The sequence below is a fragment of the Noviherbaspirillum suwonense genome (genome assembly GCF_900182955.1).
Lineage (GTDB): Bacteria > Pseudomonadota > Gammaproteobacteria > Burkholderiales > Burkholderiaceae_D > Noviherbaspirillum_A > Noviherbaspirillum_A suwonense.
The window spans coordinates 1-26045 of sequence record NZ_FXUL01000040.1 but is presented as its reverse complement, the minus strand read 5'-3'; the positions used below and the strand labels follow the sequence as shown (position 1 = coordinate 26045).

Here is a 26045-nt window from a genome sequence, read left to right as displayed (position 1 = left end):
ACCGGCAGTTCTGCGGTACGCTTCATGATGGAGCCTCCAGCTCAGGTGGTAATGACGAATCTCCACTTTGGCACAATGATGCCGTTGCTGCGAGGTTCCCCTCGTCTACGCATCGGCCCCTTTCGGGGGAGACGTCCATACCATCTGAAATATAGCGAACGCCCAAGACCGACAGAGGCAACAGCCTCAACTAAAGTCCGGATCTATGGCCGCAATCTTACCTTCCTACTATCATCGATTGAAGGCTTGGCAAACTGGGGCGACCATCTATGACAGGACACCTCAGTCAGCACCAGCCTGGCATTGGCGAACGTCAGCGATTCGGCGGACAAGGACCATCGGATTCAGGACGGCTTGCCGGTCTTAAAGCCGCGGGCAGCCAGGCGCTTGTTGCGCTCAGCCAGGGTCTTGATCAGGCCGTCCACGCCGCCCTTGCTGATCTCGCTGGCGAAGTTGCCCTTGTAGGTTTCCACCAGCCAGGCGCCCAGCACGTTGAGGTCATAGATCTTCCAGCTGTTGCCGGACTTGGAGAGCCGGTAGTTCAGCTGGATCGGCTCGCCGCGCTGCTGCACGACTTGCGAACGCACTTCGACGTCGGTGTCGGCCGGGTCGTTGCGCATCGGCCGGAACTCCAGCTGCTGGTCGCGGATCTGGGCGATCGCGCCGGCATAGGTGTAGACCAGCAGGTCGCGGAATTCTTCGGTCAGGCGCTTCTGCTGCTTGGGCGTGGCTTCACGCCAGTAACGACCGGCGGCCAGCGAGGTCATGCGCTGGAAGTCGACGTTGGGCAGAATCTTGGCCTGCACCACTTCCAGGATTTTCTGCTGGTTGCCGCTCTGGATGTCCTTGTCGGTCTTGGCCGTTTCCAGCACTTCCTGGCTGATGCGCTTGACGAAAGCGTCAGCCGCTTCCTGGGCATGGGCGGCGCCGGCGAAGCCGAACACGCCGACGGTAATGATTGCTGCGATGAGCTTCTTGAACATGATGTCGATTCCTGATGTTGACTGCGGCGCCGGCAAATGCCGGCTGCTGCGCTTATTTGGCGGGTGCGCCAGATGGCGCGGGTATGAATGCTGGCTGGTTGCCGGACGCGGCCGGTGCGGCCGGCGCCTTTTCCGCTTGGGCATCCTTGTTGCCCGCCGGTTTCGTAGATGGTGCCGCCGAGCCGCCGTTCAATGACGAACTGTTGTCGGATTTCGACTCCACATCGTCATCGTCGGGCAGCGCTCGGTACTTGGAGTCGGCGTCACGCTCGCGGTTGCTGCTGATCTTGCCGGCGCGGCGCTGCAGGTAGGCGTCACGGATGAACTCGTAACGGTCCAGCGCGGCATCCTCGATCAGGTTGGACGCGTCCAGCACGCCGGCCCGCATGTCGATCACCCGCACCGCGGTGCCGATGTAGCGCGTCGGGTCCGGATTCACATAAGTCCAGGGGTCGCCGGCGAAATCGACCGGCAGCGCGGCCGAATCGCGCACGGTCGAGGAACCGAGCAGCGGCAGCACCACGTACGGGCCGGACTGCACGCCCCAGACGCCCAGCGTCGCGCCGAAGTCCTGCCGGTGCTTTTGCATCCCGGCCTCGCTGCCAATGTCGAGCAGGCCGCCGAGGCCGAAGGTGGTGTTGACGGCAAAGCGCATGACGTCGGACACGCCGTCGGCCACCCTGCCCTGCAGCAGGTTATTGACCGCAGTCCAGACGTCGCCGAGGTTGCCGAAGAAGTTGTAGACGCCGGTCTGCACGAAGGATGGCAGCACGCGCTTGTAGACGGTGGCGGCGGGCTTCAACGCGTACTGGTCCACCTTGTTGTTGAAGTTGAACATGGTGCGATTGAAGCGCTCGTACGGATCGACCGGGTTGCGGGAGGCGGCCCTATCGGCAATGTCGGCACCGGCGGCGCTCCCGGCTCTGCCGGCACTGCCGGCGCCGTCGGTGCTGCCGGCGTTGCCCTTGCCAGCGGTGGTGGCGCAGCCACACAGCACGACGGCCAGGCCCAGCGTGGGCAGCAAAAGGGATGGGGATCTCATCGTTTTTTTTCCTCTTTTCCTTCAGCGGCCTTGCTGAATAAAAATTGACTGATCAGGTTTTCCAGCACGATCGCGGATTGCGTCATGGTAATCCGGTCGCCGGCGGCCAGGTTGTTGGTGTCGCCGCCCGGCTCCAGGCCGATGTATTGCTCGCCCAGCAGGCCCGAGGTCAGGATCTTGGCCGAGCTGTCCTTGGGAAAGGCATAGCCGGTCTGCATCTTGAGCCGGACTTCTGCCTGAAATGCCTTGCTGTCGAGGCCGATATCGTCGACCCGCCCGACCACGACGCCGGCGCGCCCGGGCTTCAAGCCGCCGATATTGTCGAAGCAGCCCGTGACATCATAGGTCTTGCCAAAGGAAAGCGTGCTCATGTTGCCTGCCTTCAGGGTCTGAAACAGCAGCGCCGCCGCGCCCGCACGATGAACAGGCCTACCCATATATCCAGTGATTTGCGTTGCATGAGGATTTCTAGCTTTAATAACTGTTATTTATTGAACATCAATGCCGTGAGCAGGAAGTCGAGCGCGAGCACCGTCAGGGAGCTGATAACGACAATGTGGGTGGTGGCGCGGGCCGCGCCTCCCAGCGTCGGCCTGGTTTCATAGCCATGGTACAACGCGATGAAGGTCACCGCCACGCCGAACACGGTGCTCTTGATCACACCGTTAGTGATCCCCGATAACAGGGCCAGAATGAAACATCTGTGCGCCTAGAAAAATGACGATTCTGTCGAATTTTTTCCTTAGGGCTAGGGCGTGTCGTCAATTGCATGTTTTCAGGTTAGCCAAATTGTGGCTGCTGCGAGATGGATGGCGGCGAGAAAATTACAACCGGTCTTGTCATAGCGGGTTGCAATGGCTCTGAATTGCTTGAGCTTGCCGAAGAAATTCTCAATGAGGTGTCGTGCCTGATACAGGTGCTTGTCATAGAACCGCTGGTTCGTGCGATGGCGTTTCGGCGGTATGACCGCGGTCTTGCCGGCCCGGGCTAATGGTTCAAGTACCCGTACGTCGGCGTCATAACCTCTGTCCGCCAGGAGGATTTTTGCACTGATGTCAGGAAGAAGCGCATCGGCCCCGTCTAGATCACAGGCCTGACCACCGGTTAGATGGAAACCCGTCGGATTGCCCAATGCATCAACGGTGGCGTGGATCTTGGTGCTTAACCCGCCTCTGCTTCGTCCGATTGCCTGGTCCTGGTCTTTTTTTTAACCGCGCCGGCACTGTGCTGATGCGCACGAACGATGGTGCTGTCAATCATGGCGTACTCGTTGTCCGCATCGCTGGCCAAATGGGCAAATACCGCCTCCAGGACACCGCTTTGCGCCCACCGGCTAAACCGCCGATGCACATTCTTCCAATCGCCAAACCGTTCCGGCAAATCTCGCCAGGGATTACCCGCGCGATATCGATACAGCACTGCCTCGACAAAAAGCCGGTTATCTCGCACTGTGGCACCCACCGTTTCTTCACGTCCAGGGAGTAATCCCTTGATGACGTCCCATTGATCGTCCCGCAGCGCATAACGTCGCCCCATTCACTGGCAACTCCTGTAGCTTGACAAAGAGATGTCCATGCAGCCTGATCGTTCACAAAAGCATAAAATTTGCCGCTGTCAACTGACGACACGCCCTACGCTGAACAAGCCTTCTTTTTTCCGGTGGCACTGATTTATATGATCTGATCTGGATATCTGGATAATAAGTCGGGTTTAACGCACCTCATTACACACAACTCACACAACTAAAGTCGTGATGGCTGGTCCCATGATTTTTGATGGAGGCCGCCATGAGTCTGGAGTGGGCAGCACAAGAACTGGCAGGGATCGATTTGGGCGATGCGCGGCTCAACAAGCGTTCCGTGACGCTGCTGGATCGGCTGGCTGACAAGCCGACGGCCAGCATTCCCCATGCCTGCAACGGCTGGGCTGAGACGCAGGCGGCCTACCGGTTTCTGGCACAGGAAGAGATTGGCTGGGAAGATATTCTGGCACCTCATTTCGGCTGTACGCAGCAGCGCATGCGAGGTCGGCCGGTGGTGCTGTGCATTCAGGATACGACCGAACTGAACTTTAACGGCCAGCAGACCGAGGGCTTGGGCACGCTAAGCTTTGCTGCCCAACGCGGCATGTATCTGCATCCGACCTATGCCGTCAGCCCCGAGCGTGAACCACTCGGCGTGCTCGACGCCTGGATGTGGGTGCGGGATGCATCAAAGACGGCCAGTCGCAGCCTGCCTGCAGGCGCCAAAGAAAGCTGTCGCTGGCTGGAAGGATATGCCCGCCTGGCAGAGCAAGCCAACTTGCTGCCAGAGACGCGCCTGGTGTACGTAGCCGATCGGGAAAGTGATTTCCTCGACTGGATGGCCCAGGCCAGTGCATTGGGCACGCCGGTGGACTGGCTGATTCGCTCCGCCTATAACCGCAAGTTGGCTGGCCGGCAGGAAAAACTGTGGGACGGCTTTGCCGAAACGCATGTACTCGGCGAACTACGGTTTTATCTGCCAGCGCGTAAAGGACAGAAGGCACGCCAAGTGGCGCAGCAGGTGTCGGCCCGGCGCTGTACGCTGCCGGGACCGGATGGGCAAGCCATCGAGGTCACTGCTGTAGTCGCACAGGAGACAGGGGCACCCGATGGCGTCAAGCCGATCCAGTGGCGTCTGCTGACCAATCGTTGTGCCACGACGCTGGAGGAAAGTGCAGAACTCATCGATTGGTACCGCTGCAGATGGGAAGTGGAAATCTTCTTTGATGTGCTTAAGAACGGCTGCAAGGTTGAAGCACTGCAGCTGTCGAGTATCGAGCGGCTGGAACTGGCCCTGGCGCTGTTCATGATCATTGCCTGGCGTGTCCAGATGCTCATGCGCCTGGGTCGGACCTGCCCGGAGATGGATTGTGAAGTGATGTTCGAGCGTGACGAGTGGCAGGCAGCCTACATCGTGGCGCGCAAGCCGATTCCAAAACAACCGCCGTCGTTAAACACGGTGGTGCGCCTCATCGCCAGCTTCGGTGGTTTCCTTGGCCGTAAAGGCGACGGCGAACCCGGCGTCAAAACCATCTGGACTGGCTTGCAACGAGTGATGGACTTCGCTGCCGGAATTCGCGCCTATAAGGCCGGAGAGATTTGTGTGTAATGAGGTGGGTTTAACGCCCTATTTTTAGCCCTTTAACGGCGGTTACTCCAGGCTTTTCAGCCTGCTTCGCCCACTATAGGCGAACCGGTGCCATCAGCTGACGGCGTGCCAGGTAAATATTGGCCAGCGCAAGCGTCGTAAAGGCTCGGCTGGCATTCATGGCCAAGCCTCGATAGCGCACCTTGTTAAAACCCCGCAGCCGCTTGACTACGGCAAACACGTGTTCTACCCGGGCACGAATTTTGACTTGTTACGATTCTTTGCCCGTTTGGCTTGATCGACTTATCCGGCTCTGCGTATGCGCTCATTCGTAAAATCCTTTGCCTTTGGCGCCTTGCCACGGATCAGTTCCTTTTGGCTGGCATAGGCGCTGTCGCCATACACGCGTCGCTCCTGTCCATGCAGCAGATCGGGCAATGGATGCTTGTCATGGATATTGGCCGGCCTGACCACAGCGCTGTGCGCCAGGCCGCTCTGGCTGTCCACGGCAATATGCAGCTTCATCCCGAAATACGATTGCTGTCCTTTCCTGGCCTGATGCATCTCAGGATCGCGTTGCCTGTCAGCGTTCTTGGTCGAACTTGGTGCGGCAATGATCGTCGCATCGACGATCGTGCCCGTCTTGAGCGTCATGCCGCTGCTTTGCAGCACCCGACCTACTTCCGCAAACAGACACTCGGCCAGTTTGCGCTGTTCCAGCAGGCTGGCGGAATTTGAGCATCGTAGTCGTACCCGGCACGGCTTCGCATCCCAGGTCAATGCCGGCAAAGCGCCGCAGGCTGGCGCTGTCGTAAAGCGATTCCTTACAGGCGAGATCGGCCAAGCCAAATCAGTGCTGCAGGAAATGAGTGCACAGCATGCGCTCCAGCCCAATTGGCGGCCGACCATTTCCCTTCTTCGGGTAATACAGCTCGACGACTGTGCACAATGGTTCCCATGGAACCACCCGATTCATCGTCTCCAGAAACACATCGCACCTGGTAGGTTTGCGATGCCGTCCAAAACCTTGGCCTGCTGCGATTGCCAGAGTCTGCTGTTTCATTGGTCGTCGCCGCGCTTGTTGTAATCAGTCCTAATAACGTTTTTACTACCTCAATCCGTTTACTTGTTCAGCAATGCGTTAGATTGTGTTCAAACAGAAGCGCCGGCCAGGCTGCGTGTTGACCGGCGTTTCATCAACGCGTCTGAGTTGTGGCGTTAAACACTCGCCGAATTTCGCGAAAATAGCTTGGCTAATTTTCGTGTAAGCCGCCCCCCAGCGTTCGGTACAGGTCTACCGAATTGGTCAGCCGCAGCAGCCTGGTCTGCACCAGGCTCTGCTCTGCGGTGAACAGTTCGCGCTGCGCATCCAGCACGTCCAGCGTGCTGGCGACGCCGGCGCGGAAGCGCTGGTCGGCCAGGTTCAGGCGGTCGGCCTGAGCCTCGCGCACCAGGCGCTGCGCCTCGGCCTGTTCGTCCAGCGTGCCGCGGGCCACCAGCGCATCGGCAGCCTCGCGGAATGCGGTCTGTATGGTGCGCTCGTAGTCGGTGACGGCGAGGTCGCGGCGGACCACGGCGAGATCGAGGTTGCCGCGGTTGCGGCCGGCGTCGAAGATCGGCAGCGCCAGCTGCGGCGTGAACGACCAGGACATCGAGCCGGCATCGAACAGGCCGGACAAGGCGGTGCTGGCCGTGCCCAGCGCAGCAGTCAGCGAGATGCGCGGGAAGAAGGCCGCGCGCGCTGCGCCAATGTTGGCATTGGCCGCCACCAGCCGCGACTCGGCGGCGCGGATGTCGGGCCGGTTGGTCAGCAGGTCGGATGGCAGGCCAGCGGGAATAGCGGTCACCACGTTTTGCGAAGACAGGTCGGCGCCAACAGGCAGGTCGCCCAGCGGCGTGCCGACCAGCAGCGTCAGCGCATTGCGCGCCTGCGCCCGCTGCCGCTGCAGTTGCAGCACCGAGACCCGGGCCGACTGCACCAGGGTCTCGTTCAGGCGCAGGTCCAGCGCCGACGAGGCGCCGACATCGAAACGCTGCTTGGCCAGCTTGTAGCCTTGCTCGCGGCCTTCCAGCGTGCGTTGCGCCAGCACCAGCTGTTCCCCGGCGCCCAGCTCGCTCAAATAAGCCTTGGCGGTTTCGGCCACCAGGCTGATCTGCGCGGCGCGCTGCGCTTCTTCGGTTGCCAGGTAGGCGGCCAGCGCCGCTTCATTCAGGCTGCGCACGCGGCCGAAGAAGTCGAGCTCGAACGAGGCCAGGCTGAGGCCGACCTGGTAGACATTCGCGATCAGCGGCCTGCCGGTGGCCGACAGGCCGCCGGGCGTGCGGCTGCGGCCGCCACTGACTCCGGCGTTCACATTGGGCAGGAGGTCGGCCGATTGCACGTTGTACTGGGCACGCGCTTCCTCGATGCGCAGCGCCGCGGTGCGCAAGTCGCGGTTGTTTTCCAGCGCGCTGGCGATGAGCGCCTGCAGCCGCGCGTCCGGGAAGAATTCGCGCCAGCCGATGTCAACCGCCGGGCGTGCCGGCGTCAGGCCTGGTGCTGGTTCCGCATGCGGCGGAAATTCTGGCGCCACCGGCGCGTCGGGGCGCGCCAGTTGCGGCGTCAGCGAACAACCGGCGATCATGGCGGCGGCGGCTGTCGCCAGCAGCAGGCGGACAGGGTTATTCATCATATTTGTTCCTCTTCGGGATGAAGGCGGTGGGCGGCGTACATCTTGCGCTGGCGCTCGCTGCCCTTGAACAGGCTGCGCACGACCACGAAGAATACCGGCACCAGGAAAACAGCCAGCAGAGTTGCGGTAATCATGCCGCCCATCACGCCGGTGCCGATGGCGCGCTGGCTGGCCGAGCCCGCGCCGGACGCCACTACCAGCGGCAGCACGCCGAGTATGAAAGCGAGTGAGGTCATGATGATGGGCCTGAAGCGCAGGTGGACCGCCTCCAGCGTGGCCTCGATCAGGCCCATGCCCTCGGCCTGCAGGTCCTTGGCGAACTCGATGATCAGGATCGCGTTCTTGGCCGACAGGCCAATGGTGGCGATCAGGCCGACCTTGAAGTAGACGTCGTTGGGCAGTTCGCGCATGGTCGCGCCCAAGAGCGCGCCGAGCAGGCCCAGCGGCACCACCAGGATGACGGCCAGCGGGATCGTGGTGCTTTCGTACAGCGCCGCCAGCACCAGGAACACCGCCAGCAGCGACAGCGCGAACAGCGCCGGCGCTTGCGAGCCGGAGGTCTTTTCTTCCAGCGACTGGCCGGTCCATTCGAAGCCGAAGCCGGCCGGCAGCTTGGCCGCCAGGTTTTCCATCTCGGTCAGCGCCTCGCCGGTGCTGCGTCCCGGCGCGGCATTGCCGGATATCTTCATCGCCGGGTAGCCGTTGTAGCGGGTCAGCTGCACCGGGCCGGTGGTCCAGCTGGTGCTGGAAAAGGACGAGAACGGCACCATGTCGCCGGCGGCGTTGCGTGCATACAGCCGGCCGATGTCTTCCGGCTGCAGCCTGTCCTCGGCGTCGGCCTGGACGATCACGCGCTGCAGGCGGCCGCCATTCGGGAAGTCGTTGATGTACGACGAGCCGAAGGCGGTCGACAGCGTGGCGTTGATGTCGGCGAAAGCCACGCCCAGCGCATTGGCCTTGTCGCGGTCGACGTTCAACTGCAGCTGCGGCGTGTCTTCCAGTCCTTCCGGGCGCACCCCCGCCAGCACCGGACTCTTGCCGGCCATGCCCATCAACTGGTTGCGCGCGGCGAGCAGCGCCGCGTGGCCGAGGCCGGCGCGGTCCTGCAGCCGGAAGGTGAAGCCGGTCGCATTGCCCAGTTCCGGAATCGGCGGCGGATTGACCGGGAAGATGATCGCGTCCTTGATCCGCGACAGTGCGCCGAACGCGCGGCCAACAATGGACGTCACCCCCTGGTCGGCGCCCTTGCGTTCATCCCACGGGATAAAAGGCGTGAACGCCAAGGCGGCGTTCTGGCCACTGCCTGAGAAGCTGAAGCCGCTCACCGCGACGATGTTGGCGACGTTCTTTTCCTTCATGTAGTACTGCTCGACCTGCTGGATCACGTCCGCGGTGCGATTGGCCGATGCGCCCGGCGGCAGCTGGATGTTGGTCACTGCATAGCCCTGGTCCTCGGCCGGCAGGAAGGAGGTCGGCAGGCGGGTGTACAGCAAGCCGACGCACACCAGGATCAGGCCGTAGATCAGCATGTAGCGCCCGGCTGTCTTCAGAATGCGGGCGACGAAGCCCTGGTAGCTGGTCGCCGTGCGGCCGAAGCCGCGGTTGAACCAGCCGAAGAAGCCGCGCTTCTCGACGTGGTGGCCCTTTTCCACCGGCTTCAGGATGGTCGCGCACAGCGCCGGCGTCAGCGTCAGCGCCAGCAGTGCCGAGAACATCATCGACGACACCATGGACACTGTGAACTGGCGGTAGATCGCGCCGACCGCGCCGCCGAAAAAGGCCATCGGAATGAACACCGCCACCAGCACCAGCGTGATGCCGATGATGGCGCCGGTGATCTGGCCCATGGCTTTCCGGGTGGCGTCGCGCGGCGACAGGCCTTCCTCGCTCATGATGCGTTCGACGTTTTCCACCACCACGATCGCATCGTCGACCAGGATGCCGATGGCCAGCACCATGCCGAACATGGTCAGCACGTTGATCGAATAACCGAAGGCGGCCATGACGCCGAACGTCCCCAGCAGCGCCACCGGCACCACGATGGTCGGGATCAGCGTGTAGCGGAAGTTCTGCAGGAATAGGTACATCACCAGGAACACCAGAATCATCGCCTCGACCAGGGTCTTGACCACTTCCTCGATCGAGATCTTGACGAAGGTAGAGGTGTCGTACGGGATATCGTATTTCACGCCCTGCGGGAAGAACTTAGACAGCTCGGCCATCTTGGCCTTCACCAGCTCGGCGGTCTGCAGCGCATTGGCGGTCGGCGACAGCTGCACGCCGATGGCGGCGGTCGGCTTGCCGTTGAGGCGCGCGGCGGTGGCGTAGGCCTGGCCGCCGATCTCGATGCGGGCGACGTCGGACAGGCGCACGGTCGAGCCGTCCGGATTGGCGCGCAGCACGATGTCGCCGAACTCCTCGGCCGACGTCAGCTGACCGCTGACCACGACCTGGGCCGAGATCTGCTGGTTGTTCGGGCTGGGCAGGTCGCCCAGCGTACCGGACGCGACCTGCGCATTCTGGTTGCGGATGGCGGTCGAGACATCGGCGGTGCTGAGCTTGTAGCCGACCAGCTTGGCGGGGTCGATCCAGATCCGCATCGCGCGCTCGGTGCCGAACAGCTGGGCCTGGCCCACGCCCGGCACGCGCCGGATTTCATTCAACACATTGCGCGACAGGTAGTCGCCCAGCGCAATCGGATCGAGCCGGCCGTCGACCGAGGACAGGGTGGTAAACAGCAGGAAGTTGGCGCGCGACTTGGTCACCTGCACGCCCTGCTGCCGGACTGCATCCGGCAGCCGCGGCTCGACCCGCTTCATGCGGTTCTGCACGTCCACCGCCGCCAGGTCCGGGTTGGTGCCCGGCAGGAAGGTCGCGGTGACCGCGGTGGTGCCGTTGGACTGGCTCTGCGACTCGATGTATTGCAGGCCGTCGGCGCCGTTGAGCTCCTGCTCGATCAGGCTGGTCACGCTGTCGTCGAGGATGGCGGCGGAGGCGCCCGGGTAGGTCGCATTGATGACGATGGACGGCGGCGCAATGGTCGGATACTGCGAAATCGGCAGCGTGCGCATCGACAGCAGGCCGGCCAGCACGATGAACAGGGCAATCACCCAGGCGAAGACCGGGCGATCGATAAAAAATTTTGCCATGGTGCGGCTTCCTTATTTCGGGTTGGCTGGCGCGGCCGCGGCGACCGGCGCCGTCGTACCGGTGGCGGCGGGCTTCCACGGCACCGGCTTGACGACGGCGCCCGGCTGGACTTTCTGCAGGCCTTCGACAATAACGACGTCGCCCTGCTTCAAGCCATCGGTGACGATCCACTTGTCGCCCTGCACGCTGCCGGTCTTGACCGGCCGCGGCGCGACCTTGCCGTCGGCGCCTACCGTCATCACCGACGCGCCGTTGTTGTCGCGTTGTACCGCCTGCTGCGGCACCGTGATCGCCGACTCGTTGACCGCCTGCTCCAGCCGCGCCCGCACATACATGCCGGGCAGCAGGAAGCGGTCGGGGTTGGGGAACTCGGCGCGCAGCGTGATGGCGCCCGAACTCTGGTCCACCGCCAGGTCGGAGAACAGCAGCTTGCCGGTTTGCGGGTAGGCAGTGCCGTCCTCGGTCACCAGCGATACGCTGGCCTGGTCACGGCCCACAGTCTTGAGCTTGCCGGCGGACATCGCCTGGCGCAGCTTCAGCAGTTCGATGGAGGACTGGGTCAGGTTGACGTAAATCGGGTCTAGCTGCTGGATGGTGGCCAGCGGCGTGGCTTCGCCCTGGCCGACCAGCGCACCCTCGGTCACCTGGGCACGGCCGATGCGGCCTGAAATGGGTGCGACCACGGTGGCGTAGCCGAGGTTGAGGCTGGCGGTCTGCTGGCTGGCGCGGGCGGCTTCGAGGTCGGCCTGCGCCTGCTTTTGCGCGGCCAGCGCGTCATCGTATTCCTGGCGGCTTATCGCATTGGTCTGCACCAGCGGCGCATAGCGCTTCACCTTGAGGCTGGCCTGCGCCAGGTTGGCTTCGGCCCGTGAGCGCGCGGCCTGCACATTGGCCAGGGACGCTTGCAGCGACGCCGGGTCGATGCGAAACAGCACAGTGCCGGCCTTCACATCGCTGCCTTCGGTAAACAAACGCTTTTGCACGATGCCTGGTACCCGCGCCCGGACCTGGGCGCTGCGGGTGGCCTCGAGCCGGCCCGGCAGTTCATTGGTGATCGCCACGCGCTCCGGCGCCACGGTCACCACCGACACTTCGGGCGGCGGCGGCGCGGCCGGCTTGGCCTGGGCATCGGATTTCTTGTCGCCGCAGGCGCCCAGCGCCAGCAGCGCGAGGGTGGCAGCTGCCAGGGAAGAGGTTCGGAATACTGTCATGGATATCTCGCAAAAAATAGGTGCATGGCGTAGTTCATGGAAAAATCAAGGCAGAAATTAAAAAATTTCAGATTGGCAAGTAGTCTACTGGCTACTAAGAAACAAGTGCTCGAATCCGTTTTACGCCAAATGAAGTCTGCTATTATATATACATTCGCATATGTTTGTTTGACTAGACCAATTTCTTGGTCTGTAAATCCTGCTAAAAATTGGAAAGAGCATGGCTCGAACTACTAAAGAAGAAGCACTGGTGACAAGAGAACGTATCTTGGACGCCGCAGAGAAGACTTTTCATGAAAATGGCGTTTCGCGAACATCATTAGCTGATGTGGCCGAGCGCGCAGGAGTTACCCGAGGTGCAATATATTGGCATTTCGAAAATAAAAGCGATCTCTTCGATGCGATGTGCGAACGAATGCGGTTACCAATGGAAGAAATGGCTGCAGCCGCTAAAGATGAACGCCATGAAGACCCATTAGGGCAACTGCAAAAGACGTGTTTATTTCTACTCAACAAAATTTCCCAAGACCCACATTTCCGTAATGTGCTCGATATCATTTATCACAAATGCGAATATGTTGAGGCGGCCGGTCCGATATATGAACGACAAAAAGTACTTTTTATGCAAGCCCGTTCCAACATTGAGCGAATTCTTTGCAATGCAATAGCCAAAGGCCAGTTGGCTCCTGACCTTGATACTCGATTAGCCAGCATAATGTTCCAAGCCCAGGTTGAAGGGCTAATCAACACATGGTTGCTCACGCGAGATACGGAATCTTTAGACCTATATGCTGAGAACATGATTGATGCCGCCGTGAATACTCTACAGTCGGCTCATTCTTTACGGCGCAATGCCAAAGGCTTAATCCAAAAAACTTCTCTTTAGCGCGTGTTGACATTTACCGCACCTCATTGCACACAAATCTCTCCCGCCTTATAAACGCGAATTCCGGCAGCGAAATTCGTCACCCGTTGCAGGCCAGTCCAGATGGTTTTGACGCCGGGTTCACTGTCACCTTTACGTCCCAGGAAGCCGCCGAAGCTGGTAATGAGGCGCACCACCGTGTTTAACGACAGCGGTTGTTTTGGCATCGGCTTGGGCGCCACGATGTAAGCAGCCTGCCACTCGTCACCCTCGAACATCACTTCACAATCCATCTCCGGGCAGGTCCTGCCCCGGCGCATGAGCCTCTGGACACGCCAGGCGATGATCATGAACAGCGCCAGGGCCAGTTCCAGCCGCTTGATACTCGACAGGTGTAGTGCCTCGACCTTGCAGCCGTTTTTCAGCACGGCAAAGAAGATTTCCAATTCCCACCAGCAACGATACCAATCGATGAGTGCGACGGTCGCCACTGCGTACAGCCGAAATGAGGTGCCAGAATATCTTCCCAGTTAATATCCTCGTTCGCCAGAAATTAGGAGGCCGCCTGCGTTTCAGCCCAACCGTTGCAGACAAGGGGAATACTGGTCGCCGTCTTGTCTGCCAGTCGATCTACTGTCCTGTCGCAGAAATACGTTTCGCGGCGCGCTCGATGTTTTGCAGAATTGAATCGACGGTTGCGGCCCATTAGAAACGCGGGGCATCCGCGTTATAAAGCGTGACGAGCAGTTCGATCTGCTGCTTGAGTTCGCGTACGCTGGGGAAAGAATTGCGCCGAATAGCGCGCTCAGTGGTCAGTGCAAAACATCGCTCGACTTGATTGAGCCACCAACTGTACGTTGGTGTGAAGTGGAGATGAAAGCGGGGATGTTGAGCCAGCCATGTTTTCACTTTGGCATGCTTATAATCCTACTGAACAAGTCTGGCAGCAGTTACGGGATCGAGATCTGGCCAATCGTTGCTATGACATTTACGAGCACATCGTCAATGCCTGCTGCGAGGCTTGGACTAAATTCACTCAAATCCCTGGTGCTATCCGTTCACTATGCAAACGCACCTGGGCAAATCTGCCTTCTGACCATGGAATGTCATGGCTCGAGATTGGTATAAGTCATCACGGTTCTGTGGCCTGATGGAACTATTATCCGAAGGTATAGTCCTTATGGCAAGGAGCCACATAAATGTAATACGATATTTGGTTGTCAAGGATTCTTGAATTTCAGTTAAGTACATTCAAAAGACAGAAAACACACACTGATAAAGCAGGTGCTCCGTTAGCAACTGCAGCAGATCGATGCTGCGAGATCCTCCGATTAGGTAACCTTTTTAGGTACGCATAATGTCTTCCGGATTTCTCTTTGCTACTGGGATAGAAAACAGCATACCTACAATCAATGGTGGTCGGGTGAGAGTAGATGAGCTTGAAAAATGCGGTCATTACCAGTACTGGGAAACCGATTTCGCATTGGTAAAGGAACTGGGTATCCAGTTCCTGCGATACGGGCCTCCTCTTTATCGCACGTTCCTCGGTGCCAACAACTATGACTGGGACTTTTGCGACGCCACGTTTGCGCGCTTGCGCGAATTGCAAATCGTGCCCATAGTCGACCTCTGCCATTTTGGTGTGCCGGATTGGATAGGAAACTTCCAAAATCCCCATTTCCCCCTACTTTTTGCGCAATATGCCGCTGCGTTTGCCCAACGCTACCCGTGGGTGCAGCTTTACACGCCAGTCAACGAGATCTACATTTGTGCACTATTTTCCGGGCTCTATGGGTGGTGGAACGAGCAGCAGACAACCGACCGCGGTTTTGTGACCGCGTTAAAGCACTTGGTCAAGGCAAACGTGCTTGCTATGCGAGCGATCTTAAAAGTGCGGCCTGACGCCATATTTATACAGAGCGAGTCCTCGGAATATTTTCATGCTGAAAAGCCGCAAGCGATCGGACCAGCGGAGCTAATGAATGCCCGCCGCTTTCTCTCACTGGACCTGAATTATGGCCGTCGTGTCGACTCCGAAATGTACGAATATTTGCTCGATAACGGCATGACCCGTGAGGAATACCATTTTTTCCTGGATAACCAACTGAAGCACCATTGCATCATGGGTAACGATTATTACATCACGAATGAACACTTGGTTAGTACGAGCGGAGCAAGCCGCGCATCGGGCGAAATCTTTGGGTATTCAGTCATTACGAATATGTACTACGACCGTTACCAGTTGCCTGTCATGCATACGGAAACCAACATTTGCCAAGGTCCAGAGGGAAACGAAGCGGTGAATTGGCTTTGGAAAGAATGGGCCAACGTCCTGCGAGTCAGGAACGACGGAGTCCCAATCGTTGGGTTCACCTGGTATTCGCTGACTGACCAGGTCGACTGGGACTGCGCCCTGCGTGAAAACAATGGCCACGTTAATGCGCTCGGACTATATGATCTCGACCGTAAGATCCGCCCGGTCGGCAGCGCTTACAAGAAGCTGATTGTGGACTGGCATGAAGTATTGCCAACGCAGAGCGTCTGCCTGCAAGTACCCATCGTCATGCCTGGTAATGAGCGGACGGCATCGTTCAAGCCACCCGCAATGTTCGGAATCGCGACAGATGTTACAGACGCTCCGTCCAATACACAGTAACAACGATTGGAGGATTTTATGGGGACGGTTTCAAGACTGAAGTGCAACGACTGTTCTGTATGCGCCCCTTCCCCAGAGAAATGCGTGGGAAAATTTTTTTCGGAAGACAGTTGCCCGCGCGCCGGTGAATAGTACAAGGGAAAATTGTCAATAATCTCCGGGAAGCAGGCGGCGCATGTCTGGATCACACCGCTGCAGCTCCTATGCTAGGATCGCCGTTCGCGAAACGACCACCCGAGAGGATTTTCTAGTGGACAACAACATTCAAGACAAAGTAGTTATCATTACCGGCGCAAACAGCGGGCTTGGCGAAGCTACGGCACGTCACCTCTCGGCGCTCGGGGCAACGGTGGTGCTAGCGCTACTTTGTTAGGTTGAGAAATAGAGGTTTATGCCACGTCCATCTTTAAAGGTGCTAATGAATTGCACGAGCATGTTTGGTGGGGGCCTGTCGAAGAAGGCTTGCCAGTAACGTGTGAGCCAGTGTATCGGGGCCAGCCAAGCTCGCACTGCGCGTAGGGCCTTAGGCCAGCGTGGGTAAGCCGGGACTACGGGCTGCTGCTGGATTTTTTTTCCGCCTGATTGGTGCTTTCTCAGGTGGGGGCGCCGAGAGCATTTCGGTGCTGGCGTCGACGACTCTTGCGCTATATGCCTCATGCCACCAGCAGAAGGCAAAGGCACAGCACACCAAGGCCCAGTGGCGGCGAATCGCCCGATCGCTACGCACCATGAAGTCGGCCCACCCCAATTCATCCTTCATTCTCTTGTGGCTTTCCTCAACCCAGATGCGTAGGCCATACAACCGAACGACTTCAGCCAACGATGCCTGCTCACCGGTCAGGTTCGTCGTCAAATACCAGGTGGCCTTCTCGGGCAAGGTACGTCGGTCAGTCGTAGCGCAGATGGCGCGTACTGGCTTGTTGGGGCCATAGCCGAACAGCGTCAGCTCAGTAGCCCACCAGCGTTCACGATGGCCATCCCGGAATTGACGGGTTATTGCATGCCAGTCTCGCAGCGACGTGTCTTCGGCCGCATCCTTGAACGAATGGGCCAGTTCGGCACGAGCCCAGCCCTGGCTTTTTTGGCCGCTATGTGAAAGCAACATACGGCAAGCCACGCTGCGTGAGGACACGCGAAGTCCAATATGGTCACCGTAGAAAGCATCGGCCACGATGGCCTTGAATGCCACGCCGGCAGCCAGGGCTGATTCGATCAGCGTGAGCGCCAGCTGGGGCTTGGTACGGAACGCCGGATCCTCTTTGCCTTCTTCAAATCGGTCGGCTGGCGTATAGGGAAGAACATGCAGCGGATAGTAATGCTGCTCGTTGGCCCACAGGGTGGTTACCCCGACAATGCCATTGTCCACCTTGCCGACCGAGCAAAGATATTGACGCCCTACATGATCGGTTGCCGATCCCTTTTTGCGGTCCCCGGTGTCGTCCAGTACCAGTACCCCATCGGCAGTCGGCGCTGTTGCCGGTTCATTCATGAGCAATTCAACCGTGCGATTTGCAAGCGCACTGGCATCCCAGACCGATTCAGATAAAAAGAACTGTAACTGCTGCACTTTGGGATTCTGCGCCTGGATCCACGGTTCTGCACCAGCAATGGCAGTTAATGTCTTCGGCCGATCCCGCGGCAGCAATAAACCGGCCAGGTAAGTACGAAAGCTTTGACGCTGGGAAAGACGATTAAAGACGGAGTCAAACTGTACTGCGTAGGCTTCAAGAGGGCCGGGTGCAGGTGGACAAGGGCGATAGCTAGACATGGCAGCGATACCTCCTGCCTCTGTTTTAGCAGCAAAATCTAGAAAGTTAACAAAGTAGCGTTAGACGGCCTTGTGACTCAGTCCGCTGACTTGACGACGTCTTCTTGGGGCTTCCCAGAAGTCGTCAAAAGTCCCTGCCAAGGATGGTCCGTTTCGCCCTCGCGCAATAGAAGAGCTATCCCTTAGCTTGGCTTAATTTTCGAGAGAACTTCCACGAGCTTGGCAGGGCTAGCCGGTTTGACAAAGTAGTAATCAAAACCGGCCGCAAGCGACGTTTCCTTGTCGTACTGCTTTCCATAGCCGGTGACCGCTATCAGCGTCGCGTGTGCCGCCTGGGGAATCAGTCGCAAGCGGCGGGCCAACTCGTTTCCGTCCATACCGGGTAAGCCAATATCCAACAGAAAAACGTCATAAGCGGCGGTTTTCACCTGCTCAAGCGCTGAGATGGGACCGTGTTCTACAGCGACCTGGTGACCGGCAGCCTCCAAGAACATGGCCAATGCATTGGCGGCGTCAACGTTATCATCTACTACCAATAGGCGCAACGATTCCCCCTGGGTGGAAGAACTTACGCCCTTTTCATGGTGAAAGTCGTCATCAATCGCGGTATTGAATACGGGTAGGTACACAGTAAAAATAGCTCCTTTGTCCGTTCCTTCACTGGAGACCGTTACCCGCCCACCGTGAAGTGTGACGAGGCTCTTAACCAGCGCAAGCCCAAGTCCCAAGCCGCCCTGCGACCGGTCAGACGTCCTCTTTGCCTGAGTAAAAAGCTCAAAAACATATGGCAGCAACGCAGTGTCAATCCCGATACCGTTGTCCCGCACACTGATGGCAATTTCGTGGCTCATCAGCGCGATGCTAACCGTAATGATTCCGCCTTCCGGCGTGTACTTTGCCGCGTTTTGCAGCAAATTGGTGATGACCTGGACAAGGCGCTTGCGGTCGCCTTCGACAAGCATCGGCGCTAACGGCTCCTGGACGATTAGGCGGTGCGCTCGGGTCTGTATAAAGGGGAAAACCTGCTCGACGGACTCAGCTATAACCTGCCTCACGTCGAAGACCTGCTTGTCAAGCGTGACCATCCCGGTTGTAACGCGGGAGACGTCCAACAGGTCATTGATGAGGCTGGTCATGTGTTCAACCTGCCGCGTGATGATTCCGCTCGTTTGAATCACGCGTTCTACATTCCCAGGTACCGCTTTCAATAGCTGGGCCGCCGAACTAAGAGGCGCGAGTGGATTGCGAAGCTCATGGGCAAGCATCGAGAGGAATTCGTCTTTCCGACGGTCAGCCTCTTTAAGCGCTTCCTCTGCCTGTTTTCGTGCAGTCACATCAATCGCCACGCCACGAATGGCATAGGCAAATCCGTCTTTGTCACAAAGCACTTTGCCTTGAATTTGCAGCCACCGCTTGCTGCCGTCGGCAGGCCGAACGAAGCGGACGATGCACTCATACTCGCCGCAGGCTGAAATTGCGGCGATACGGGCTTTGGTCAGTTCCGCCAAGTCGTCTGGATGGAAGGATTTCCAAACATCTGGCATCTTTGACCGGTTTCCGCCGAAGACGTTTGTCGAATTTTCTGAAAAAGTCACTCGGCCGGTCTGCAAATTCCAGTCCCAAACGACCATCCGAGCAGCAACTAACCCCTCTTTCAAACGCGCTTCACTTGCCTCTAAGGCTACCTTCGCAGCATGTCGCTCGGTAGCGTCCACGCCTTCCACGAAAATACCAGTGACGCTGCCACTCCCCTCAATGATAGGCTGATATACAAAATCGACAAAAGTCTGCGTTGTATCCACATCGTCAGAGCGCTGCACTATCAGTGGCACGTCATATGCTGAATACGGGTTGCCTGATGCGTATACCTGGTCCAACAGTTCGAAATACCCTTGCCCTTCAACTTCGGGCAAAGCCTCCAGGGCGCTCAGGCCCAGGAGTTCACGTTCCCCCACTAAGCGCAGATAAGCGGCGTTGGCAAATTCGAAAACATGTTGCGGCCCGCGCAGGATGGCCATAAAGCCGGGCGCTTGTGCGAACAGGCGCCGCAGACGTTCACTTTCTTCTCTGCGCTCCTGAAGCAACATCTCTTCTGCGCGCCGGCGCTGTGCCTGTGCATGCGCATGTTCAATTGCATTCCAGACCCGTTCGGCAACCTCTTCAATCAGCGGTAGTTGACTTGATGACCATTTATGCGGCGTCGTCTGGTGCAGCGCCATGACCGAAACCAGGTGTTGGTCTTTTAAGACTGGCGTCATTAGAAAAGCCCGCGTTCCCAGGCGTTCGTAGAACGGTGCGTGCCGGGTCGTTCGGGAGTCGGTGCGTGTATCCTGGACAGTAACAACATGCCCGTTCCGCAACGAGGCCATGACTTCTGCTCCGACCTCCACCAAACCACTCATGACGCCTGCCAGGCTGAGCAAACCTTTCTGCTGCCACGCATGCTGAATTCGGAAAACGCTTTCGGTTTCGTCAATTTCGGCGTAAATGATGCAGGAGACCTCCAGGTACTCTCCCAGAAGTCGGAATGCTGTCGCTGCAACCTGATTAGCATCAGTTAGCCCGCGCAGGGCATCGACTATTTTTAACTGCAGAGTTTGCCGCTGTTCTATCTTTTCTCTTTGTCTTACTTCCTCGACCAAAGCTTGGTTGAGCTTTTCACGTTGTTGCGCTTCCCTGAGCAATTTCTGATTCAGACGTTTCAATGCGTCTTTAGACTGATGCTCGGCAGTAACATCGTTGCACACGACTAGGACGCCGCGGACGCCGGCACTATCCTGAATTGGACTGTAGGCATACGTCCACCAGACGTCTTCACGGTGGCCGTGCCGTGTCACTGGAACCAACTGGTCCTCGTGCCAAGTCGCGGGTCCGCCGTTCATGACAGAGTCAATCTGTGGACCAATAATGTCCCAGATTTCGCCCCAGCAGTCTCTGCCATGTTGCCCAAGGGCGCTTGGGTGACGTTCCGGGCCCATGGTCTGCCGATAAGCATCGTTATAAAACTGGATGAGGTCGGCCCCCCACCAAATGAACATTGGATGGTTTGACGTGAGAACCAGCCGCAAGGAGGTTTTCAGGATTTCTGGCCACTGGTTAGGTGAGCCAAGTACGGTGCTGCTCCAGTTTTTCGCGCACATTAATGTGCCCATCTCTCCACCGTTGGAGAGGAAATCAAACGATGGTTGCATACTGTCTAAATGTACTTGATGGATTACGCTCTCGCACTTCTGTTGCGGGGCCAACTCTCAATTCCTTAGGCTATCTGTCATTTGGGCTTGAAGTTGCAATGGTATTGTAAGCCGTTAAAGAAGACATCTAACGATGGTAATCAGTGAAAAATATGGAATGAGCAGCTTTTAAGACCTAAGTAGCTGAATTGCGGGCTACATCCCTAAAGATGTGCAAGGAAAACCACGGTTGAAAAAGATTCTTGACTCAACTTGCTGTCCATGCGCTTTAAGACTCGGAACGCCAGAGTAATACCCCATTTTTATAGTATCTTGTACGCAATATTTCTTGTGCCGTTTACTGTGACCTTCCGTATGACCCTCCGCTTTGACTTCTCTATCAAGTCCGCTTTAGTTCTTCTGGTGGCAATCTGCATTATGCCGGCGTCGCTCATTGCTTTCGCCTTGTTGTCATATGATTACCTGCGTGCCCGTGATGCCCAAATTGACAGCTCGGTGATGACAGCCCGAACCATCGCCTATTCTGTTGACAAGGAATTTTCTAGTATTGAAACCACACTGCGCGCGCTGGCGACATCGCCCAGCCTGTCAAAAAAGGATTTGCCTGCTTTCTACGCGCAAATGTCGGAGATCCAGAGCAGCGGCTTTATGCAAAACCTCGTACTATCCACCTTGCAAGGTAAGCAACTTTTGAACAGTGGCCTGCCTTTTGGCGAACGGCCACCGATAAGCGACAGGACAAATTTGCGTTTGCTTGATGAGACAAATGGCCCTGTGATTTCTGGGCTGATAAAGGACACGATTAGTAACCAAGCACTTATCGCTGTCAGCATCCCGGTGCGGCGGGCGGGTAAGCACATCTACAACCTGAGCGCATATATCAGTCCCAACCAGCTCGCGCGCCTGCTCAAGCAGCAGCAGCTGGCACCTGACTGGATTGTCGCTATTATCGACAGCCAGTCCACCATTGTCGCCCGCACTCATGACATGTCCCGCTTTTCCGGAAAACAGGCATCTGCGGACTTGTTAGACGCGATGAAGTTCGACAACCAGGGGTGGTTTGAAGGTACGACAAGCGAGGGCACCCAGGTGCTGGGCATGTTTAGTCGCTCTGCCGTATCGAATTGGTCCGTCGCCATCGGCATTCCGTCTGCCAGTCTGACGGGAGAGATGCGCAAGAAGGTTGGATGGCTGGCCTTGGCCATCATGGTTTTGTTACTAAGCAGCATCGGCGTGGCAAGCTTTGTCGCAACCCGCATTGCGCTGCCCGTTAGAGGACTAAGGGCGCCGGCGCTGGCATTGGGCCAAGGCAAAGATGTGGTCATTCCGTCGCTACGGCTAAAAGAAGCCAAAGAGGTGGGCGCTGCTCTACGCCAAGCGTCTCTCATGCTCCAGGCCGCTCAACACCAAGCCACTCATGATGTCCTGACCGGTCTGCCAAATCGCGCCCTGTTCAATGACTTGGTCAGCAGGCAGATTGCCATATCGGCGCTGGCCGGCACCCAGTTCTCGGTTTTGTACATCGACTTGGACGGCTTCAAGCCCGTCAATGATATCCATGGCCATGCTGCTGGCGATGCGATTCTGTGCGAGGTTGCCCAGCGTTTGCGCAGCGAGGTGCGCGATTCGGACATGTCTGCACGGTTCGGTGGCGACGAATTTGCAGTGATTCTGATTGGCACACCAGGCAAGACTGCTGCGAAAATAGCTAATACCCTGATTCGCTCTGTATCGGAGCCCTATAACTTCAAAGGCGAAGCGGTTCGTATTTCGGCCAGTATTGGGGTGGCCAGCTACCCAGAATCAGGCGCCGTTGAGCACGAACTGCTGAGAATGGCTGACTTGGCAATGTACCAGGCGAAGGATGCTGGCAAAGGCCAAGTCGTCTGTGCGAGCGCTAGCGGACTTCACCTATCAGCCTGACTCTAGTCGCATAAAAGCAATAGCCAAATGTGCCGCTCATCCCTGCTGCAATTTCTGAATGGCTCCAGTTTCAGGGTCTGCGTGCAGAGATCGGCCACGCACCGTTCTCTACGTAGCGAACCAACCAGGGCCTCAGGCTGCTCAGGTACTGCAAGGCCTTGCCCAGCAGGCTGCCCGACACAACGCCATCGCGATGCGCCACGAGCAGCTGCTCGATGCGTTCGAGCACCCGTCTGCTATAGCGGGCGCGCAGGCGCCGTCGCCGACTGGCGTCCCATTTTGCGCTGCGCGCCTCGGCGACATACAGTTTCGCGATCAGCGTGACGAAGCGGGTCGGCAGCTGCCTTCGATCGCACTGCCTTCGGGATGGCCTCCTCGGCCCTGACGAAGCCCAGCCAAGCATGGCTCCAGCAATCGAGGTGAACGAACTGGGGTTCTGTTGCAATAAAGGAGTAAGGGCGAGCAGATGTGCGTAGCGGCGGAGAGGTCAGGCAGCCAAAGAATAGAACTGGTCTGCGGCAGAAGCAACTTGCTTGTCGAGGCAGTCAAGCTGACCTTTTTTGATCATATGCATCGTTTCAATACCTGCCAACAGAATACGCGCGTAACGAAAAGACTGAAAGCCTAGCATGGGTCGGATGATGCGCTTGATGGCCCGATGATCCTGCTCGACGATGTTGTTCAGATACTTTACCTGACGCAGTTCACTCGGCGCGCCAGTATCGGCCTGAATATGTTTGACAGCAGCGGTGTTGGCACCACTTTTGTCAATGGTGACCTTGTCGGGCAAGCCGTGCTGACCGATGGCGCGTTCCAGGAAGCGGCGCGCTGTTGCTAGATCGCGTTTGGCCGTGAGCAAAAAGTCGACAGTGGCGCCGTCACGGTCGACGGCGCGATAGAGGTACTTCCACTGGCCGCCGACTAGCACATAGGTCTCATCCATCCTCCAACTGTTGCCGACCGGGCGCTTGCGGCGACGGAAGGCCGCGGCAAGCACCGGCAGAATCATGAGCGCCCAGCGGTGGATGGTCGTGTGATCGACAAATACGCCACACTCCTGCATCATTTCCTCGATGTGCGGCATGCTCAGCCGATAAGCGACGTACAAGTGCACGCAGGTCAACATGATCTCGAGTGGATAATGCAATCGCTTGAGAACCTTCTGTGAGGTATACGGCGGCAAGCGATAACGACGCGCTGCTTGAAGCCGAACGCGCGGCCTTCGATTGCGGGCACGACGAGACCGGACACTGGCTGCTGGCGCGCCGGAAACTGCCGGACTACATGGCGCAGGCCTGCTTGGCCAGCCATGCGCTGCAGCCCGAGCCTGGCATGCATGCCTGCATCGCCGCTTCCGGCCCGGTGGCCGACCTCGTACTCTAACCCCGGGAACCCTGCGAGTGCAAGCCGCGCCGTCGTCGCCGGTCGCTTGGGCCTGGACGCCGCGGCCATCTCCGACGTGCTGAAAAAACTGGCCAGCGAAGCGCCGGCGATGGAGGAACTGTTCGACATCACGTTGTTGCGGCAGTCCGAGGCGGCGTCCATCCTGGCACGGGCGAAGGAACTGCTGGTCACGCAGCAGGTCCACGAAATACGTGAAATGGAAGCGCGGGCGCAACGCGACGCCCTAACGGGAGCGCATAACCGGCGCCATTTTGAGGAAGTGGTCCGGCGCGAGTTCGAACTGTCGAATCGCCACGGCTGGCCGTTGACCGTTGCGCTGCTCGACATCGACCATTTCAAATCGGTCAACGACACCTATGGCCACCAGGCCGGCGACATGGTGCTCATCGCCATGGTGCGAATGATCATGAAGGAACTGCGCCAGGAAGACCTGTTCGCCCGTTTCGGCGGCGAGGAATTCGCGCTGGTGCTGCCGGGCACATCGCTGGCCTCGGCCGGCAAGCTCCTGCTGCGCCTGAAGAGCGTGGTCTCGGGACTGATGGTCAGGTACGAGCAACGCCTGATCACGGTCACTGCCTCGTTCGGCATGGCGTCGCATGGCGATGGCGCGCATCGCTTCGAGACGCCTGACGCCTTCGTCAAGGCTGCCGACGACGCGCTGTATGCGGCCAAGCATGCAGGGCGCGACCGGGTCGCAGGGCACAATGCAGATGGCCCTGGTTTCGTCTTGCACCAGTAGGCAGGCGTTACGACGAAATCGCAGGACGGCTGTTCTCCTGTGCATCCACTCCCGCGCAGCCGTGCATGGACGTCAGAAGTCGATTAGGAACCCCAGCCCCAGCGCCTTTTGCGCATAATTGTAGTCGATCAGGCTTTGCCCATACCCTGAAAACAGCTGCACATACCCTTTCAGTCCCGCTGCCACCGGAAACGCCCAGCTCGCCTGCAACGCGCCATGCCGCGTGCTGAAGTTGCGGCGCGCGGTCAGCGATACTTCATGGCCCTCTTGGCGCCAGCTTGCGCTGATGTCGCCGCGGCCCATGTAGTCGAGGATGTCCGTGTTGTCGTCATCGTTACCGCCGCCATCCAGGCGCCGCCAAAGCCTGGCGCTAAGCGCGAGCGCGCCGTGCTCCACGCCGAGCTGCGCATACAGCCGGTTCCAGCTGCGCGACTGCGTGCCGGACTGGCCGTTGGACTGGTGGACCAGGCCGACATTGACGAAGCGGGCGCGCAGGCCGCCGAGGGTCATGTCCAGCGGCAGCACCGCCATCAGCTCGGGCTGATAATTCGTCTCGCGAAACGGCCGCGATGCAGCCGCGTTGTAGGCCTGCCAGTAGCTTTGCTGGGTGTAGCCGAACCACAGGTCGCCGCGGCTGCCGGCAGCGCGCTCGACCAGCTTGGTCTTGAAGCCCAGTTGGAAAGCCAGTTCGACATGGCTGGGGCCGACCGCCGAACGCGACGACAGCGGGTTGGTCGGCCGGAACGGCGCGCCGTTGGGCGCGGGATTCAGGCTGGCAAGCAGCAGGTAATTGTCGTTGTGAGGGCGAAAGCGGAACGTGCCGCGCTTGTCGGCGTCGTCCAGTTCCCAGTGGCGGGACAGAAAGCTGGCGCCCGCAGTGGATGGCGATGATTCATCGACCTGTGCTGCAGCCTGCGGCTGGGCCGGGACGGGAGGCGCCTGCGGCGCCAAACGGCCGCTCTCACGGTCATAGCAGGCCAGCCGCTCGCCGTCGGGCGCGATCGCGGCGCAGGCTGCCATGCCGCCGACGGCGGCGTGGCTCGTGCCCAAGGCCAGTAAAAGAAAGGAGAGCAGGAGGCGGCCGGGCGGAATCAACATGGTTGTCAAGAAAATCAATGCAGGTCTTGAAAGCGCAAAAAGCGCAGATTGTACTCCAATCCCAATGGAATGGACGCCCCACCCTTGACGGTATCAGATGTGGCAGAGTGGAAGTGGAAGTTTCAAACCACCACTAACGGGCACCTCGAATAACACGTGATTTCGCCGTCATCAGCGAGCCAAGCATTTGAATGTGCCCAGCAACGCGCGAGCGTCGTCATTTCCCGACCTCT

General features: G+C 58.6%; 19 protein-coding genes and 4 pseudogenes. 7 read left to right on the top strand and 16 right to left on the bottom strand.

Features of this window, described 5'->3' with window-relative positions; translation table 11 throughout:
- Nucleotides 1–344 precede the first annotated feature (344 nt).
- The 5 genes and pseudogenes from QOL82_RS27880 to QOL82_RS27860 form a co-directional block, all read right to left on the bottom strand.
- The gene (locus tag QOL82_RS27880) at nucleotides 345–983 is read right to left on the bottom strand and encodes an MlaC/ttg2D family ABC transporter substrate-binding protein (RefSeq protein WP_283445589.1); all 639 of its coding nucleotides are present in this window, start codon (nucleotides 981–983) and stop codon (nucleotides 345–347) included.
- 52 nt (nucleotides 984–1035) lie between these two features.
- Complete coding sequence (locus tag QOL82_RS27875) at nucleotides 1036–2025, bottom strand: MlaA family lipoprotein (protein WP_430438565.1); 990 nt, start codon at nucleotides 2023–2025, stop codon at nucleotides 1036–1038.
- Nucleotides 2022–2485, bottom strand: a pseudogene (mlaD, locus tag QOL82_RS27870) (outer membrane lipid asymmetry maintenance protein MlaD). The gene QOL82_RS27875 and the pseudogene mlaD overlap by 4 nt, the downstream one beginning before the upstream one ends.
- 24 nt (nucleotides 2486–2509) lie before the next feature.
- Nucleotides 2510–2695 (bottom strand): annotated as a pseudogene (locus QOL82_RS27865) (ABC transporter permease); the annotation flags it as partial.
- 105 nt (nucleotides 2696–2800) lie between these two features.
- A protein-coding gene (locus tag QOL82_RS27860; protein WP_430438564.1) for an IS5 family transposase occupies nucleotides 2801–3561 on the bottom strand; the annotation gives its coding sequence in 2 pieces (ribosomal slippage) (nucleotides 2801–3228 and nucleotides 3228–3561; 762 coding nt in all).
- Nucleotides 3562–3812: 251 nt separating this feature from the next.
- Here QOL82_RS27860 and QOL82_RS27855 point away from each other — a divergent pair.
- Nucleotides 3813–5156, top strand: coding sequence for an IS4 family transposase (locus QOL82_RS27855; RefSeq protein WP_283445587.1), 1344 nt, complete (start codon nucleotides 3813–3815; stop codon nucleotides 5154–5156).
- A 73-nt stretch (nucleotides 5157–5229) separates the two neighbouring features.
- Here QOL82_RS27855 and QOL82_RS27850 read toward each other — a convergent pair.
- From QOL82_RS27850 to QOL82_RS27835, 4 genes and pseudogenes are all read right to left on the bottom strand, one after another.
- A pseudogene (locus QOL82_RS27850) lies at nucleotides 5230–6198 on the bottom strand (IS5 family transposase).
- A 190-nt stretch (nucleotides 6199–6388) separates the two neighbouring features.
- On the bottom strand, nucleotides 6389–7804 hold the full coding sequence (locus QOL82_RS27845) for an efflux transporter outer membrane subunit (RefSeq protein WP_430438566.1): 1416 nt from the start codon (nucleotides 7802–7804) through the stop codon (nucleotides 6389–6391).
- A complete protein-coding gene (locus QOL82_RS27840; RefSeq protein WP_283445585.1) occupies nucleotides 7804–10956 on the bottom strand; it encodes an efflux RND transporter permease subunit in 3153 nt (1050 codons plus the stop codon). Before QOL82_RS27840 ends, QOL82_RS27845 begins: the two co-directional genes overlap by 1 nt.
- A gap of 12 nt (nucleotides 10957–10968) precedes the next feature.
- The gene (locus tag QOL82_RS27835) at nucleotides 10969–12168 is read right to left on the bottom strand and encodes an efflux RND transporter periplasmic adaptor subunit (protein WP_283445584.1); all 1200 of its coding nucleotides are present in this window, start codon (nucleotides 12166–12168) and stop codon (nucleotides 10969–10971) included.
- A gap of 220 nt (nucleotides 12169–12388) precedes the next feature.
- On the opposite strand from QOL82_RS27835, the gene QOL82_RS27830 reads away from it, so the two are divergent.
- Nucleotides 12389–13054 carry a TetR family transcriptional regulator gene (locus QOL82_RS27830; RefSeq protein WP_283445583.1) on the top strand — a complete coding sequence of 222 codons (666 nt, stop codon included), beginning with the start codon at nucleotides 12389–12391 and terminating at the stop codon, nucleotides 13052–13054.
- Nucleotides 13055–13077: 23 nt separating this feature from the next.
- On the opposite strand, the gene QOL82_RS27825 is transcribed toward QOL82_RS27830, so the two are convergent.
- Both QOL82_RS27825 and QOL82_RS27820 read right to left on the bottom strand, forming a co-directional pair.
- Entirely contained in the window at nucleotides 13078–13524 is a 447-nt protein-coding gene (locus QOL82_RS27825; RefSeq protein WP_430438563.1) for an IS4 family transposase, read from the bottom strand.
- A 214-nt stretch (nucleotides 13525–13738) separates the two neighbouring features.
- Complete coding sequence (locus QOL82_RS27820) at nucleotides 13739–13942, bottom strand: transposase (protein WP_430438562.1); 204 nt, start codon at nucleotides 13940–13942, stop codon at nucleotides 13739–13741.
- Between the two features lie 448 nt (nucleotides 13943–14390).
- Between QOL82_RS27820 and QOL82_RS27815 the strand changes: the two genes are divergently transcribed.
- Both QOL82_RS27815 and QOL82_RS27810 read left to right on the top strand, forming a co-directional pair.
- Complete coding sequence (locus tag QOL82_RS27815) at nucleotides 14391–15689, top strand: family 1 glycosylhydrolase (RefSeq protein ID WP_283445582.1); 1299 nt, start codon at nucleotides 14391–14393, stop codon at nucleotides 15687–15689.
- 250 nt (nucleotides 15690–15939) lie between these two features.
- A pseudogene (locus tag QOL82_RS27810) lies at nucleotides 15940–16047 on the top strand (SDR family NAD(P)-dependent oxidoreductase); the annotation flags it as partial.
- A 165-nt stretch (nucleotides 16048–16212) separates the two neighbouring features.
- Here QOL82_RS27810 and QOL82_RS27805 read toward each other — a convergent pair.
- Both QOL82_RS27805 and QOL82_RS27800 read right to left on the bottom strand, forming a co-directional pair.
- Entirely contained in the window at nucleotides 16213–17457 is a 1245-nt protein-coding gene (locus tag QOL82_RS27805; protein WP_283445581.1) for an IS701 family transposase, read from the bottom strand.
- A gap of 182 nt (nucleotides 17458–17639) precedes the next feature.
- Nucleotides 17640–20702, bottom strand: a complete 3063-nt coding sequence (locus QOL82_RS27800) for an ATP-binding protein (protein ID WP_283445580.1) — start codon at nucleotides 20700–20702, stop codon at nucleotides 17640–17642.
- A gap of 300 nt (nucleotides 20703–21002) precedes the next feature.
- Between QOL82_RS27800 and QOL82_RS27795 the strand changes: the two genes are divergently transcribed.
- A complete protein-coding gene (locus QOL82_RS27795; RefSeq protein ID WP_283445579.1) occupies nucleotides 21003–22571 on the top strand; it encodes a sensor domain-containing diguanylate cyclase in 1569 nt (522 codons plus the stop codon).
- Between the two features lie 70 nt (nucleotides 22572–22641).
- Here QOL82_RS27795 and QOL82_RS27790 read toward each other — a convergent pair whose 3' ends face one another.
- On the bottom strand, nucleotides 22642–22974 hold the full coding sequence (locus QOL82_RS27790; RefSeq protein ID WP_283445578.1) for an IS66 family transposase: 333 nt from the start codon (nucleotides 22972–22974) through the stop codon (nucleotides 22642–22644).
- Between the two features lie 84 nt (nucleotides 22975–23058).
- On the bottom strand, nucleotides 23059–23754 hold the full coding sequence (locus QOL82_RS27785) for an IS6 family transposase (RefSeq protein WP_283445577.1): 696 nt from the start codon (nucleotides 23752–23754) through the stop codon (nucleotides 23059–23061).
- Here QOL82_RS27785 and QOL82_RS27780 point away from each other — a divergent pair.
- Nucleotides 23736–23954 (top strand): hypothetical protein, encoded by a 219-nt coding sequence (locus QOL82_RS27780; protein ID WP_283445576.1) that lies wholly within the window; start codon nucleotides 23736–23738, stop codon nucleotides 23952–23954. The genes QOL82_RS27785 and QOL82_RS27780 overlap by 19 nt on opposite strands.
- Nucleotides 23955–24000: 46 nt before the next feature.
- Entirely contained in the window at nucleotides 24001–24714 is a 714-nt protein-coding gene (locus tag QOL82_RS27775; protein WP_283445575.1) for a GGDEF domain-containing protein, read from the top strand.
- Between the two features lie 72 nt (nucleotides 24715–24786).
- Here the strand turns inward: QOL82_RS27775 and QOL82_RS27770 are convergent, their stop codons facing one another.
- A complete protein-coding gene (locus QOL82_RS27770) occupies nucleotides 24787–25812 on the bottom strand; it encodes a phospholipase A (protein WP_283445574.1) in 1026 nt (341 codons plus the stop codon).
- Nucleotides 25813–26045 lie beyond the last annotated feature (233 nt).

What these genes read in the sequence shown, in the direction of transcription:
- QOL82_RS27805 (WP_283445581.1), bottom strand. Translation starts at nt 17,457, where the DNA reads ATGTCTAGCTATCGCCCTTGTCCACCTGCACCCGGCCCTCTTGAAGCC.
- QOL82_RS27840 (WP_283445585.1), bottom strand. Translation starts at nt 10,956, where the DNA reads ATGGCAAAATTTTTTATCGATCGCCCGGTCTTCGCCTGGGTGATTGCC.
- QOL82_RS27845 (WP_430438566.1), bottom strand. Translation starts at nt 7,804, where the DNA reads ATGAATAACCCTGTCCGCCTGCTGCTGGCGACAGCCGCCGCCGCCATG.
- QOL82_RS27880 (WP_283445589.1), bottom strand. Translation starts at nt 983, where the DNA reads ATGTTCAAGAAGCTCATCGCAGCAATCATTACCGTCGGCGTGTTCGGC.
- QOL82_RS27815 (WP_283445582.1), top strand. Translation starts at nt 14,391, where the DNA reads ATGTCTTCCGGATTTCTCTTTGCTACTGGGATAGAAAACAGCATACCT.
- QOL82_RS27830 (WP_283445583.1), top strand. Translation starts at nt 12,389, where the DNA reads ATGGCTCGAACTACTAAAGAAGAAGCACTGGTGACAAGAGAACGTATC.
- QOL82_RS27770 (WP_283445574.1), bottom strand. Translation starts at nt 25,812, where the DNA reads ATGTTGATTCCGCCCGGCCGCCTCCTGCTCTCCTTTCTTTTACTGGCC.
- QOL82_RS27855 (WP_283445587.1), top strand. Translation starts at nt 3,813, where the DNA reads ATGAGTCTGGAGTGGGCAGCACAAGAACTGGCAGGGATCGATTTGGGC.
- QOL82_RS27790 (WP_283445578.1), bottom strand. Translation starts at nt 22,974, where the DNA reads ATGCTTGGCTGGGCTTCGTCAGGGCCGAGGAGGCCATCCCGAAGGCAG.
- QOL82_RS27795 (WP_283445579.1), top strand. Translation starts at nt 21,003, where the DNA reads ATGACCCTCCGCTTTGACTTCTCTATCAAGTCCGCTTTAGTTCTTCTG.
- QOL82_RS27835 (WP_283445584.1), bottom strand. Translation starts at nt 12,168, where the DNA reads ATGACAGTATTCCGAACCTCTTCCCTGGCAGCTGCCACCCTCGCGCTG.
- QOL82_RS27875 (WP_430438565.1), bottom strand. Translation starts at nt 2,025, where the DNA reads ATGAGATCCCCATCCCTTTTGCTGCCCACGCTGGGCCTGGCCGTCGTG.